This window comes from Bacillus mycoides, from assembly GCF_001757995.1.
In the GTDB taxonomy this organism is placed as follows: Bacteria; Bacillota; Bacilli; order Bacillales; family Bacillaceae_G; genus Bacillus_A; species Bacillus_A mycoides_B.
Genome location: NZ_LXLV01000063.1, coordinates 20,994 through 35,524 on the forward strand (window position 1 = coordinate 20,994; position 14,531 = coordinate 35,524).

Consider the following 14,531-nt stretch of genomic DNA (forward strand, 5'->3'; position numbering starts at 1 on the left):
TACTCGTTCAGCAACCTCTTGACAAACACCCTTTTCATATAACATCATGAAAATAAACAAAATAATCTGAAAAGGAGCGTTATGTATGCAGCGTTACCTCGCTCTATTATTAGCACTCATCCCGATTTCATTAGCCGTGCTTGGTATTAAACTAATGAGAGATACTGTATTTGGGATTTTATTCTCCCCAATCCCTATATTATGGTTACAATTTTTAATCGGTGCTCTTTGCTTTGCACTCGGGTTTTATATTTTCGGCGGCTTCGTCTTACACAGAGATCGTAAGAGAAATAAAGTACAAGCCCGCTTTAGAAGATAGAACAAAGTTTTCACATACCGATAAAAAAATGAGACCATTATATTAGGTCTCATTTTTTATCGGTAATAAAGTTCTTGCTGTTTCAGGATAATCAGTAATAATCGCCGATATGTTCATATCAAAATATTTACGCATAAGTGTTTCTTCATTTATCGTGTAAGGACGAACCTCTACACCACTCCCCATCGTTAATTCAGCGATGGCATCTTGAAGATAACGATAATTCGGATGCACTGCAGTAGCACCCATCTTTTGTGCATATGCCCACGGGCTATGCAAACCTTCACGATACAAAATAGCTGTTTGAATATCAGGAGCCATCATATGGCACCGTTTCATACTGTAGTGGTTAAACGAAGAAAATATAACCCGATCCTCCAGACTAAACTTACGCACAAGTGTTATAACCTCTTCTTCTAAACCTCTGTATGGAATTTTATCATTTTTAAGTTCAATATTAAGTAGCAATTGCGTTTTTCCAAGCCATTCCAGCACCTCTTCTAAAAGAGGAATTTTACAAAAGCCTACTTTTTCACTAAATTTATAACTTGCATCTAACTTACATAAATCTTCGTATAAATAATTTCGAACAGCACCTTTTCCATTCGTCGTTCGATTCACAGTTTCATCATGAATGACGACAACTTTTCCATCTTTCGTTAATTGAACATCGAGTTCAATTCCGTCTGCCCCGAAAGCCTCCGCTGCTTCAAATGAAATCATTGTATTTTCCGGATACGTTCCCGCCGCACCACGATGTGCAAATATAAGAGTCATCCTCACTCCCCCAATCTTATGCTATACTATACGAAAAAGGAGGTACTTCTATGAGACCATTACAAATTTCTCCAGACACTGCAGTCCGCCTATCAAAAGCTTTAGGTGTTCCACTTGAACAACTTATGCATATGCCACAGCATATTTTAATCCAAAAGTTAGTTGAATTAGAAAAACAAAATAAAGACGAAGAATAATATAGTCCTGTTTTGCAGGGCTTTTTATTATAATCTATTATATCATGGATAACTTACCCACTAAAATTATGAATGCATGGAACAACAAAATAAAAAGCCTCTATAAAGAAGCTTTTTCTACAAATTGCAAATTTTAATTTCCTCCAACCTATTGAAGGTCTCCAGATTTGTGTAATTCACCTGTTACTCCATCTCCAAAATTATTTAAAGAAAAAGTTTGCTCTTCTAGCGGATCCATAACTCCTGTAGCTTTTCCAATATTACCACCTTGCAGTTTCCAAAAGTAGTTATGATCGTCCACAACTTTACTAAAGTCTTTGTTTATCCATCTTTCAGCAATCGCTAAAAGTTCTTCTTTCGTTTCAAAATTACTCTCATTTAAGATACTTCTTACTTTTTCAGCATTCTCTTTAGACATCGGGATTGCTCCCCATTTTTGCTCAGCTATTACTTTTTGGTGAGTCATACTATGCATCGCTTTAACTAAGTCTTCTTCAGTAGAATCTTTTGTAATTTGAAGTTTCGCACTTGCGCCACCAATCTCACCAAACTGCGCTTCTTTTTCTTTTGGAACTGTTTTATATTCGCTTGTATCTATTTCAGCACTAGCTTGTTTGTCCGCCGGATTATCTGCAAGTTCTAACATTCCATAAGTTATACCAGCAGTAAGCCCAACTAAGCCTATTGCACATCCAATCCAAATTAAAATTTTCTTTTTCATATAAACCTCCCAATATTCCCTAGTAAATTCCCTAACAAATATCATATCAAGAAATATCCCTTTATAGATAATTTTACTAAATATATGTTTTATTTTCCATATAAATAAATGAATCACCTTTAAATGTGTCATAATCATATTTCTTATGAAATACTACTTCAATATTATCCTTATAACAAAATAAAAGATCAACGAGTGTTTTAAACTCATTGATCTTTTATAAAAAAATTTATTTTGAATATACTAATCTCAGCTAGCCTTATGTTCAAGTCTTAGCTTATCCGCAACCATTGCGATGAACTCGGAATTCGTAGGTTTTGCTTTTGACATCGATACAGTATAACCAAATAAGGACGAAATAGAATCAATATTCCCACGGCTCCAAGCTACTTCAATTGCGTGACGGATTGCGCGCTCGACACGACTTGCTGTTGTATTATATTTCTTTGCGATATCTGGATATAATACTTTCGTAATAGATCCTAGTAATTCGATATCATTGTACACCATAGAGATTGCTTCTCGTAAGTACATATATCCTTTAATATGAGCGGGTACACCAATTTCATGAATGATACTTGTAATACTCGCATCTAAGTTTTTCGGTTTGCCATCAATCGTTGTTGCTGATCGGAAAGATGGTAATGGACGTTTAATGGTAGCATTTTCCTTACCACTCACTTGACGAATATGACTTGTTAAATTCTCCATATCAAATGGTTTTAATATGAAATATGATGCCCCTAAATCAACCGCTTTTTTCGTCACATCTTCTTGTCCGAATGCTGTCAACATAATAACGTTAGGTTGTCTTAGCCTTTCAATATGTCGCATTTTCTCTAGCACAGCTAGACCATCTAAATGTGGCATAATAATGTCTAAAACGAGTATATCAGGCTGCTTTTCTTTCAATAAGTTTAAACATTCTTGACCATTGTAAGCAATCCCAATAACTTCCATATCATCCTGAGCAGCAACATAACTCTCTAGCATCGATACCAATTCTTTATTATCATCCACAAGACATACTTTAATTTTCTCCACAGTTTTTCCTCCCTTACCGAATCGATTCTCCCGACATGTGTAAGCTTCTAGGCTACATGAATTGTTCGACAATTGTGTGAAAATTCCCTTTTAAAGTTTCTTACTTTCCGATAAAATCACAAAAAAATATGTTTATCGTTCATTTTTTTCCTTTCGCAACACATTCCATCATAGAATTACAGCGAAACGTTCAACCCTTTGCTTATATCTTACAACAAAAAACAGCTCTTGCGGAGCTTTTACAAAATTTCAACGAATTTTTCAAAAGAAAAACGAGCTAATATGTATTAGCTCGCTTTTTTCTCTTGATCATAAATATTAATTCCAGCCTCATGTAACATCCATTCAATATGAACACCATATCCTGACGTTGGATCATTTACAAATACATGTGTAACCGCACCAATTACTTTCCCATTTTGTACAATCGGACTTCCACTCATTCCTTGTACAATACCACCCGTTTTTGCTAGTAAACGTTTATCTGTCACTTTTATAACCATACCTTTTGTAGCCGGGAACTTTTGTGGTACCGTACTAACAACTTCAATATCAAACGCTTCCACCTTATCTTGATCAATAACTGTTAATATTTTCGCTGGTCCTTCTTTTACTTGATGGGATAACGCGATAGGCATTGCTTTATCCATTATGCCGTTTGTCATATTTGTGTTTAATCTCCCAAAAATACCATACGGGCTATTTATTGTAATATTGCCAATCACTTCACGATCTGGTGAAAATCTTGCTAATTTTTCTCCCGGGTTCCCGTGACTTCCTCTTTCAATAGACGTTACTGTCGAACGCATAATTTGTCCATCTTCTACTTGAATTGGCTTTTTTGTATCATTATCAGAAATTACATGACCAAGCGCTCCGTATTTCATAGAATCTGGATGTACAAATGTCATCGTTCCGATACCAGCTGCTGAATCACGAATATACAGTCCAATTCGGTAAGAGGATTCACCATTGTCTTTTTGTGGTGTTAGCTTAGCACGAATATATTTTCCATCTCTTAATAAAACAAGATTAAGCGGTTCACCTGTTTCTCCACTATTATGAATAAACGGTGCTACATCACTCATTCTTTCAATTGTTTTACCATTGATTTCAGTAATCATATCTCCAATCTGTACACCAGCTGTTTCACCAGGAGATACTTTACCCTTTTCAGTTTGAATTAAATGATGGCCTACAACAAGTACACCTTTTGTGTTCAATTTTACACCAATCGATTGTCCACCTGGAATAACTTTAAAATCTTTTAATACTTTCACATTTACTTTTTTCACTGGAAAACCAGCAAGTTGAAAAACCATATCAGCTTCACCATTTTGGTGAGAATTTACCATAAGCCCTTGTTCTTGTTCATTTGAACTTACAGTAAATACATTACGATTTGTAGATGCAGCCTTAAAAACTGGTAATGATGCTATTTCTGATTGTTGTCCTTCAAAAACAACAAGTTGCTTCGGTGATGAAATAAACGTTCGAAGCGGTTTAAAACATCCAATAAAAACTAAAGAAACAAGGAGACAAAGACCTATTATTTTTCGAAATCTTTCTAATTTCAATTTGTTCACTCTCCTCGCTCCTACCCCACATTCAGCCTCTTGGCTTCACTTTTTAATCTCTCCTTGCAGTGCTTTATTTATAACCGGAAGAATTAAGAAATCGTCATTTGAGAAAAAAAGCTATCCATTACTGGATAGCCTCTGCTGTCTGTTTGAAATGATGCGCTTGCGTAAGTAACTCTTTCGCATGCTCTGTCGTTAAATCTGTAATTTCAACACCAGAAATCATTCGAGCAATTTCTGTTACTTTTTCATCCGTACTTAACACAGTAACCGATGTAATCGTCCGATCATTCGCCACTTGTTTTCTAATAAATAAATGCGAGTCCGCCATTGAAGCTACTTGAGGTAAGTGCGTAATACAAAGTACTTGCGAGTTTACTGATACACGATAAATTTTTTCCGCAATAGCCTGTGCAACCCGACCACTCACACCCGTATCCACTTCATCAAAAATAACAGATGCAACACCTTGATGCTTAGAAAAAATGCTTTTTAAAGCTAAAATAATACGAGATAACTCTCCGCCAGAAGCGACCTTTGAAAGTGGCTTTAACGGTTCACCCGGATTCGTTGAAATATAAAATTCCACATGATCGTAGCCATCCGCCGTAAGTTTTACCGGTGTTCCTTCCACGAGAGGTTCTTCTACGTTTCCTACCCTCTTCATAATTCTCACTTCAAATTTCGTTTTTTCCATATATAGTTCTTTTAATTCTTGATGAATAGCGCTTGTAAGATGATCTGCAAGCTCATGACGCATAGCACTTAACAACGTTGCTTCTTTTACAATAACACCTTCTAATTTCGTTAACTGCTTTCTCGTCGTTTCAATATGTACGTCTTTATTTTCAATCGTAAAAATTTCTTGTTCAATTTTATCAGCATACGCTAAAATCTCTTCTACAGTATTTCCATACTTTCTCTTTAACATACGGATTTCATTCAAACGTGTTTCAATCTCATCTAGACGTTTCGGATCATATTCCATCATATCTAACTTTTCTCTAAGCTGGTATGCAACTTCTTCTAATAAGTAATAACTATTTGCAATGGAATCATGATTTTCTTGATACGCTTCATCTAAGTGCGTAATACTCTCCATTTGTCCCATTGCATTTCTTACGTGATCTAATCCCTGTCCGTCTCCACTTAACGAACGATATGCATCTCCTAATGCTTTATAAATCTTTTCAAAATTGGAGATTTTTAATCGTTCCTCAGTCAATTCATATTCTTCATCCATTTTTAAATCCGCATTACGAATTTCTTCATGTTGGAATTGAATTAAATCTAGACGATGGGCCATTTGTTGTTCATTTTCACTTAAAGATTTCAGCTGTTTTTTTAACTTCTCATAGTCTGTATATACATTTTGATATACGTCCAATTGTTTAACAATGCGATTTCCATCAAAATGATCAAGCATAAACATATGACGCTCTTCATTCATTAAATCTTGTGTTTCATGCTGTCCATGAATATCAACTAGCGTTTTTCCAATCTCTTTTAATATGCTGAGTGTAACAAGTTTCCCATTTACACGACAGACACTTTTTCCGTTCGCAGCGATGTCACGCTTCAAAATAATCATGCCATCTTCTATTTCTATATCTAACTCTTCTGCCTTTGCGATACATGGATGCTTGTCATCTTCTACATAGAATAACCCTTCTATCTCAGCCTTTTCTGTTCCATATCGAACAAATTCTGCTGAACCACGGCCACCAACAAGCAAACTAATTGCATCAATAATAATGGATTTTCCAGCTCCTGTTTCACCACTTAAAACGGTTAAACCTTTTTGGAAAGAAATATTTAATGCCTCAATAATAGCAAAGTTTCTGATCGATAATTCCGATAACAATGCCCCATTCACCTCGTTATAAACTAATCCCCTATTAAGGGCTTTTCTCAGTATTCTTCATTCAAATAGTTATACTATATGTTTGTATGTATAAATTACTCTTCTAACCCGCTCCATTGTACCAAACATTCGTTTTACGGGTCAATCCACCTATTTTCTAACTTCATTCAAAAAAAATAATGTATTGTATTTGAAAATCCATATTTTTCGCCAATAAAAATATCTTGTTTACTTTCCACTTTACAGAGGAAAGTAAACAAGATTTTTCTGTTACAGCATATTTAAGAAACGATCAGAGACAACACCTGTATCTTCAGGTGTACGGCAAATAATTAAGCAAGTATCATCACCACAAATGGTTCCGATGATCTCATCCCACTCTAAATGATCAATAAGTGCCCCAAGTGAATGAGCGTTACCAGGCAATGTTTTTAGCACAAGCATATGTCCTGCCGTGTCTAATTTTACAAATGAATCCACTAGATTTCGTTTTAATTTTTGCAACGGATTAAACCGTTGATCTGCTGGCAAGCTATATTTATAGCGACCATCATGTAATGGCACCTTCACTAAGTGCAGTTCTTTAATATCGCGCGATACTGTTGCTTGCGTTACATTAAACCCCACATTACGTAAAATATCAACTAGTTCATCTTGTGTTTCAATTTCTTTGTTCGCAATAATTTCCCTAATTTTAATATGGCGCTGACCTTTATTCATACATTTGCACCTCACACTATCTCTTACCATAGTTTAATCATTGGTATACTTCACTTATTTATGTTAACGTATAATCCGTTACTTGTACACAATTGTTTTTACAATCATTATACAATTACAACAAAAAGAGGAACAACATATGTTATTCCCCTTTCCCTTTTTGTTTTAGAACATCATGCGCCTCTGTAACAACTTGCTCAATAGAAACTGGAGAATGATTTTCGCCATTCTCACGCTCTCCGTGCCACTTTAGATGAATTAAAAATTCAATATTTCCATCCCCGCCTGTAATTGGTGAGAATGTTAAACCTTCGACATTATAGCCTTCCTTAAGAGCAAAATCGACAATCATTTCCACGACAGCTTCATGTACTTTTCTATCACGAACAATGCCCTTTTTCCCGACTTGTTCTCGTCCAGCTTCAAACTGAGGTTTAATCAATGCAGCTACATCACCATTTGGCGTAAGCATTGTTTTTAAAACCGGCAATATAAGCCTTAATGATATAAATGACACGTCAATACTTGCAAACTGCGGTAAACCACGTTCTAAATCTGCCGGTGTCACGTAACGGAAGTTCGTTCTTTCCATCACAACAACACGCTCATCTTGACGCAATTTCCACGCAAGTTGATTATATCCTACATCTAATGCATAAGATAACTTCGCCCCATTTTGAAGCGCACAGTCTGTAAAACCACCAGTTGATGAACCAATATCTATCATAACTTTATCTTGTAAATCAAGTTGAAATGCTTCTAATGCCTTTTCAAGCTTATAACCACCACGGCTTACATACGGCATAACTTGCCCTTTCACCGTAATCTCCGTATCTTGCGAGATTTTCTCCCCTGGCTTATCGAGTCTCATTTCATTCGCATATACAAGACCTGCCATAACAGCACGTTTAGCCTTCTCACGCGTTTCTATAAGTCCTCGCTCTACTAATAGTACATCTACTCTTTCTTTTTTTACGCTCATTTGTTACGCCCTTTTTTGTTTTGATGGAATCATTGTATGAATACGGTCTACAACAGCATCTGTCGTTAAACCAATTTCTTCTAACAGTTTTGTTACACTACCATGCTCTATGAAGCGATCAGGAATACCCATTCGTTCAATTAAAGCACTATGGTATCCGTTCTCAGAAGCAAATTCAACTACTCCCGTTCCAAAGCCACCGATTAAACAAGCCTCTTCAATCGTTAAAATCGGTATATTTTTCCCTAAAAGCTCATGTAAATATGCCTCATCCATCGGCTTAATAAAGCGAGCATTCACTACTTTCACTGATATTCCAGCTTTTTCAAGACGCTCTGCTGCTTCCATTGCCATCGGGATTGTCGTACCAAACGTTAAAATTGCTACTTGTGTGCCTTCTTTTAACGTTTCCCATGTACCGATTGGAATCGCCTTTAATTCTTCATCCATTTGAACGCCAAGTCCATTGCCGCGTGCATAACGTAAAGCAATTGGTCCATCTTCGTATTGCATCGCTGTATATACTAAATGTTGTCCTTCATTTTCATCTTTCGGCATCATAAGTACCATATTCGGCAAATGACGTAAAAACGAGATGTCAAACACACCTTGATGCGTTTCACCGTCTGCTCCAACTAATCCAGAACGATCTATTCCAATGAAAACATTTAAATTTTGGCGACAAATATCATGAACAACTTGGTCATATGCTCTTTGTAAAAACGTTGAATAAATTGCTAAGAATGGCTTCATTCCTTGCGTTGCCATACCAGCCGCCATTGTTGTAGCATGCTGCTCTGCAATACCTACATCGATCATGCGACTCGGAAATTCTTTTTGGAATTTCTCAAGTTTCGATCCAACAGGCATTGCAGGCGTAATTGCAACGATACGTTCATCCGTTCTCGCTAGCTTAAGCACTGTTTCACTAACAACAGCACTCCATGCTGGTGCAACTTCCTTCGGTTTAACGAAGTCACCTGACTCAATTTTATACGGTCCTGTTCCATGCCAAGTTCCAATAACGTCACTCTCAGCTGGTTTATAACCTTTTCCTTTTTTCGTAATAACATGAACAAGTACTGGGCCTTTTGTTTTCTTTGCATATTGCAACGTTTCGAATAACTTTTCATAATCATGTCCATCGACCGGACCTAAATATGTAAAGCCTAATTCTTCAAAAAAGACGCCTGATACTAGTAAATATTTTAGACTATCTTTTATTTTCTCTGCTGTAGCAGCAACTTTTCCGCCAACTGCTGGAATTTTCTTCAATATATACTCTAGCTCATCTTTTACCCAATGGTACTTCCCTGCGGTACGTAAACGACCAAGTACATTATGAAGCGCACCGACGTTTGGTGCAATTGACATTTCATTGTCATTCAAAATAACAATCATGTCCGTTTTTTCATGACCAATATGGTTTAATGCCTCTAAAGCCATTCCGCCTGTTAATGCACCATCGCCAATGATTGGTATAACGTATTCTTCCGTTTTCTTTAAATCACGCGCTAGAGCCATTCCCATTGCAGCAGATAGTGACGTCGAACTATGACCAGTTTCCCAAACATCATGCTCACTCTCGCAGCGTTTCGGGAAACCACATAGACCTTGGTATTGCCTTAATGTGCCGAATTCTTTCGCACGCCCTGTTAAAATTTTATGTACATAGGATTGATGTCCTACATCCCATAAAAACTTATCTTTCGGACTATCAAATACTTTATGCAGAGCAATTGTGAGTTCTACTACACCTAAATTAGGTGCAATATGTCCACCTGTTTGAGAGAGCTCTTCAATTAAAAACTTACGAATATCCTCACTCAATCCCTCTAGTTCACTGATAGACATATCTTTCAAAAAACTAGGGTTTTGAATTTGCGTTAGATCCACATGGATCACTCACTTTCATTTCATAATCTGTCAACATGTCAAATATTATAAGAAACATTTACACAACACAAGAAATTATCTTTTCTATTCTTCTTATCTTGTCCTGCTTTCAGAAAACACTTCCATTTTTTCACTTATCATATTATACATCATATTTCTTTACGTGATGAAAAAAATAGCCGCTAACACGAAGTGATAACGGCAATGTAATCTACATATATTTTTGCCAATAACAAGAAAAGAAAAACCTTTTCCTACATTTATATCATAAAATGATGAATGACTCAACAAATGGAAACGCTGTTATATTAGTTATTACGTTTTGCGATTAAATCACAAATAGATAGTAAATATTCATCTTGTAATTGTAAGGAGCTAATAGAATCTTTTGCTTTTGCAATTTTCTCCTCTAAAATAGATTTTGCTCTATCTACAGTAAATAACGTCGTATATGTGCTCTTTTCATTGGAAGCATCACTACCAATCGGTTTTCCAATCTCTTCTTCTGTTCCTTCTACATCCAAAATATCATCTCTAATTTGGAAAGCTAGACCGATATATTTCGCAAATGCAAGTAACTTCTCTTCTTGCTCTTCTGTAGCATCAGAAAGTATCGCTCCTGCAAGTACAGCAAACTCAAGCAGTTTACCTGTCTTATGCTTATGGATGTACTCTAATTCATTAATTGTAAGTCGTTTTCCTTCAGCTTCCATATCTGCCACTTGTCCAGCAACCATTCCTTCAGGTCCTGCTGCTTTCGCAAGCTCAAGTACAAGTCTTACTTTTTTTTCAGCAGAGATTTCTTTTTGCCCATATGCCATAATAACTTGAAAAGCATATGTCAACAAACCATCTCCTGCTAAAACTGCCATTGCTTCACCAAATACTTTATGATTTGTAGGCATTCCTCTTCTTAGATCATCATCATCCATACAAGGTAAATCATCATGAATTAACGAATATGTATGAATCATTTCAAGGGCACAAGCTGCACCCACTCCAAGATTTCTTTCTTTCCCAAACGCTTGTAACGTTGCAAATAAAAGTAACGGGCGGAGACGTTTCCCACCCGCTTCCAAAGAATATGCCATCGCTTCACGAAGCACATTTGGACATTGTAATTCATTTGCATAGCTTACAAGCTTTTCTTCTACGAAAGTTTTACTCTCTTTCAAAAAAGCATCAAAAGCTATATGTGTCACTATGCTTCATCTCCTAAAGCAGTAAACGGTTTAAGCTCTCCATCTTCCCCAAGGATAACTGCCATTTGTTCTTGTACATCTTTCAATTTCTCATCACAAAGCTTAGATAATTCCATACCTTCTTTAAAATAAGAAATCGCTTCCTCTAAAGGTACATCACCTTGTTCAAGCTTAGAAACGAGATGCTCAAGCTGCGAAATTGCTTCTTCAAAGCTTAACTTATTTTCCATTATTCAATTCACGCTCCTCTATGCTTGATACGCTACAATCTAGTATTCCATCTTGTAATTGAACCGAAACAGCATCTCCAAGGCTAACATCTTTCACGCTTTTTAATACTTGTTTCTCTTCATCGTATACAAGCCCATACCCTCTCATCATTACTTTAAGCGGGCTTAATACCTCAAGCTTTTGAGCCGCTCTCACAAATACGAACTCCTTCGTTTGAAGTAACGTTTGCATTTCACGTTGCAACTGCTTTTGTAACGTTTCAATTGCCGTTTTCGTTTGTATAATTTTTTGAGATGGGTGGTGCTTTTCTAAATAAAATGAAAGTTGCTTTAATTGATTTACTTTTTTATCTATATAACGCTCTTTCGCTAAAACAAGTTGTTCAAGAGCTCTGTCTAACTGCTCTTCTTTTTGCTCGTACACTTGCCTTGGATAACGGAACGCATAAGATTTTTGTAACACTTGCAGTTTTTCTTCTTTTTTATGTACTCTCTCTCTCATTGCTCTTTGCAATCTCAGAGTTCTTTGTAATACCTTTTCTTGTAACTCTATAGTATTAGGTACCGCCAGCTCAGCTGCTGCAGTCGGTGTTGGTGCACGTAAATCCGCGACAAAATCTGCGATTGTAAAATCTGTTTCATGGCCTACAGCCGAAATAATCGGAATCTCACTTGTAAAAATTGCTCTTGCAACTACTTCCTCATTAAAGGCCCATAATTCTTCAATAGAGCCTCCACCACGTCCAACAATTAAAACATCAATATCTCCCATTTCATTCGCTGTACGAATTGCTTGTACAATCGAGGGAGCTGCTGACTCCCCTTGTACAAGTACAGGAAACACAATAACATTTCCAATTGGATAACGACGTTTAATTGTTGTTATAATATCGCGAATCGCTGCCCCTGTTGGCGACGTGATTACACCTATTGTTTTAGCATACGGAGGAATTATTTTTTTATAAACTTGAGAAAACAAGCCCTCTTCCTCTAAACGAACTTTTAATTGCTCATAAGCTAAATGCAAGTTTCCAATTCCATCAGGCTGCATGTCTTGAATATAAATTTGATAAGAACCACTCGCCTCGTAAACAGAAATCTTTCCTTTTACAAGTACTTTCATTCCATTTTCCGGTCTGAATTTAATGTTACGATTATGACCCGCAAACATAACCGCTGCAATTCTTGCATTTTCATCTTTCAATGTAAAATACATATGACCACGACTATGATATTTAAAGTTGGAAATTTCTCCTTTTAACCAAACAGACTGTAAATGCGGATCATACTCTATTTTTGTTTTAATATAGCGTGTTAATGCTGTAACGGTTAAATATTGTTTCTCCATTGCTCTCTCCTCATAGCCGATTCAAATTATTGACAAACAACACCTGCACGCTTTGCAGACTCCACAGTGTTGTGAAGAAGCATTGTAATAGTCATTGGGCCGACTCCTTTTGGCACAGGCGTAATGTATCCTGCAACGTCTAATACATTGTCAAAATCAACATCACCACAAAGTTTGCCTGTTTCTAAACGGTTAACACCAACATCAATTACAACCGCACCTTCTTTAATATAGTCAGCTGTTACCATTTTCGGTCGTCCAACGGCTACGATTAAAATATCAGCTAACTTCGATAATTCTTCTATATTTTGCGTCTTAGAATGACAATATGTGACAGTTGCATTTTCATTTAAAAACAGTTGCCCCACTGGTTTACCAACAATATTACTTCTTCCAATTACAACAACATGCTTTCCAGAAATATCAAGATTCGTTTCTTTTACTAATTCTAAAATGCCATGCGGTGTACATGGAAGGAATGTGTCTTGTCCCGTCATCATACGTCCTACGCTGATTGGGTGAAATCCATCTACATCCTTTTCCGGTGAAATTCTTTCAATGATAGCTTTTTCTTCAATATGTTTTGGTAAAGGTAATTGTACCAATATGCCATTAATGCGGTCGTCTCCATTTAAGCGATCGATTTCAGCAAGCAAACGCTCCTCAGCAATTGTTTCAGGAAGTTCAATTAGCTCTGAGTAGATTCCTACTTGCTCACAGCCTTTTTCTTTTCCTTTTACATAAGAACGAGATGCTGGATCTTCTCCAACTAAAATAACTGCTAATCCTGGTACAATCCCTTGCTCTTTTAACTTCACAACTTCTTCTTTTAATTGTGCTCGTTTTTTCTCCGCAACTTCATTTCCTTTGATGATTACTGCTACCATTTTAAGTTTCCCCCTTAAAGAAATTACAGTGTATCTTTTATATTAGATAAAACGCCGTTAATAAAACGACGAGATTCCTCATCCCCAAATGTTTTTGCGATTTCAATTGCTTCGTTAATTGTTACATTGTGCGGAATTTCTTCCATGTATTTCATCTCACACACAGCTACACGTAAAATACTGCGATCAACAATACTAATACGCTCAAGCTTCCACTTTTTTAAATTTTGACGAATTGCTGCGTCAATCTCTTCTTTGTTATCTACAAATCCTACAACAAGTGATTCTAGAAACTCATTTGTTTCTTCACCTTCATCTAGCGTATTTTCCACCGCTACTTTCGGTTCTAATTCTCCTGTAATATCCATTTGATATAATGCTTGCATTGCTCTTTCTCTAGCCGTCCTACGTTTCATTGTAACTCTCCTTTATACTTCAAGTCTTTCCTTATGCTTTGTTATATTATTATAATTTATAAGCCGTCAATTCACTTACTCTTGCAGTTTTCATTGATTTTCCAACCTTATAATACAATGATAATAACACAATTTATCGTTTCACACACGGGGTACAAGGCTGAAAAATAATAAAAAGATTAACTTCAAGTTCCATATCTTATCACAATGTACGTTTTTTGGAAAAATGAAACATTCCCTTTTATATTTCTTATTTTTTGAAATAGTATAATAATTAGAGGATTTTAATTTGTGAAGAAATGAAACGAGAAAAAAGATGCCTATTTTACTAGGCACCTTTTTTCACTC

15 protein-coding genes are annotated in these 14,531 nt (G+C 36.3%); 2 read left to right on the plus strand and 13 right to left on the minus strand.

What is annotated here, in order from left to right; genetic code table 11:
• Positions 1 to 85 precede the first annotated feature (85 nt).
• Positions 86 to 319, plus strand: coding sequence for a DUF2627 domain-containing protein (locus tag BWGOE10_RS20895; RefSeq protein ID WP_001190193.1), 234 nt, complete (start codon positions 86 to 88; stop codon positions 317 to 319).
• Positions 320 to 361: 42 nt separating this feature from the next.
• Here BWGOE10_RS20895 and BWGOE10_RS20900 read toward each other — a convergent pair whose 3' ends face one another.
• Positions 362 to 1,096: a glycerophosphodiester phosphodiesterase gene (locus tag BWGOE10_RS20900; protein WP_070144811.1), complete on the minus strand. Its 735-nt coding sequence runs from the start codon at positions 1,094 to 1,096 to the stop codon at positions 362 to 364.
• A 50-nt stretch (positions 1,097 to 1,146) separates the two neighbouring features.
• On the opposite strand from BWGOE10_RS20900, the gene BWGOE10_RS20905 reads away from it, so the two are divergent.
• Positions 1,147 to 1,293, plus strand: coding sequence for a YycC family protein (locus BWGOE10_RS20905; RefSeq protein ID WP_001247671.1), 147 nt, complete (start codon positions 1,147 to 1,149; stop codon positions 1,291 to 1,293).
• A 148-nt stretch (positions 1,294 to 1,441) separates the two neighbouring features.
• Here the strand turns inward: BWGOE10_RS20905 and BWGOE10_RS20910 are convergent, their stop codons facing one another.
• From BWGOE10_RS20910 to nusB, 12 genes are all read right to left on the minus strand, one after another.
• A complete protein-coding gene (locus BWGOE10_RS20910; protein ID WP_016106126.1) occupies positions 1,442 to 2,014 on the minus strand; it encodes a PRK06770 family protein in 573 nt (190 codons plus the stop codon).
• 249 nt (positions 2,015 to 2,263) lie between these two features.
• Positions 2,264 to 3,058 (minus strand): sporulation transcription factor Spo0A, encoded by a 795-nt coding sequence (spo0A, locus tag BWGOE10_RS20915; protein WP_002111741.1) that lies wholly within the window; start codon positions 3,056 to 3,058, stop codon positions 2,264 to 2,266.
• Positions 3,059 to 3,345: 287 nt separating this feature from the next.
• Positions 3,346 to 4,644 (minus strand): SpoIVB peptidase, encoded by a 1,299-nt coding sequence (gene spoIVB / locus BWGOE10_RS20920; protein WP_070144812.1) that lies wholly within the window; start codon positions 4,642 to 4,644, stop codon positions 3,346 to 3,348.
• 118 nt (positions 4,645 to 4,762) lie between these two features.
• Complete coding sequence (recN, locus tag BWGOE10_RS20925; protein ID WP_070144813.1) at positions 4,763 to 6,502, minus strand: DNA repair protein RecN; 1,740 nt, start codon at positions 6,500 to 6,502, stop codon at positions 4,763 to 4,765.
• A 270-nt stretch (positions 6,503 to 6,772) separates the two neighbouring features.
• A complete protein-coding gene (argR, locus tag BWGOE10_RS20930; protein WP_001032584.1) occupies positions 6,773 to 7,222 on the minus strand; it encodes an arginine repressor ArgR in 450 nt (149 codons plus the stop codon).
• A 142-nt stretch (positions 7,223 to 7,364) separates the two neighbouring features.
• Positions 7,365 to 8,204, minus strand: coding sequence for a TlyA family RNA methyltransferase (locus BWGOE10_RS20935; RefSeq protein ID WP_070144814.1), 840 nt, complete (start codon positions 8,202 to 8,204; stop codon positions 7,365 to 7,367).
• 3 nt (positions 8,205 to 8,207) lie between these two features.
• On the minus strand, positions 8,208 to 10,100 hold the full coding sequence (gene dxs, locus BWGOE10_RS20940; RefSeq protein WP_070144815.1) for a 1-deoxy-D-xylulose-5-phosphate synthase: 1,893 nt from the start codon (positions 10,098 to 10,100) through the stop codon (positions 8,208 to 8,210).
• Positions 10,101 to 10,408: 308 nt separating this feature from the next.
• Complete coding sequence (gene ispA, locus BWGOE10_RS20945; protein ID WP_070144816.1) at positions 10,409 to 11,302, minus strand: (2E,6E)-farnesyl diphosphate synthase; 894 nt, start codon at positions 11,300 to 11,302, stop codon at positions 10,409 to 10,411.
• Entirely contained in the window at positions 11,302 to 11,532 is a 231-nt protein-coding gene (gene xseB / locus BWGOE10_RS20950) for an exodeoxyribonuclease VII small subunit (RefSeq protein WP_000428422.1), read from the minus strand. The genes ispA and xseB overlap by 1 nt, the downstream gene beginning before the upstream one ends.
• Positions 11,522 to 12,880 carry an exodeoxyribonuclease VII large subunit gene (gene xseA / locus BWGOE10_RS20955; protein WP_002122424.1) on the minus strand — a complete coding sequence of 453 codons (1,359 nt, stop codon included), beginning with the start codon at positions 12,878 to 12,880 and terminating at the stop codon, positions 11,522 to 11,524. The genes xseB and xseA overlap by 11 nt, the downstream gene beginning before the upstream one ends.
• A 26-nt stretch (positions 12,881 to 12,906) precedes the next feature.
• Complete coding sequence (gene folD, locus BWGOE10_RS20960) at positions 12,907 to 13,767, minus strand: bifunctional methylenetetrahydrofolate dehydrogenase/methenyltetrahydrofolate cyclohydrolase FolD (protein ID WP_070144817.1); 861 nt, start codon at positions 13,765 to 13,767, stop codon at positions 12,907 to 12,909.
• A 23-nt stretch (positions 13,768 to 13,790) separates the two neighbouring features.
• Entirely contained in the window at positions 13,791 to 14,183 is a 393-nt protein-coding gene (gene nusB, locus BWGOE10_RS20965; protein ID WP_002067080.1) for a N utilization substance protein NusB, read from the minus strand.
• Positions 14,184 to 14,531: the final 348 nt, after the last annotated feature.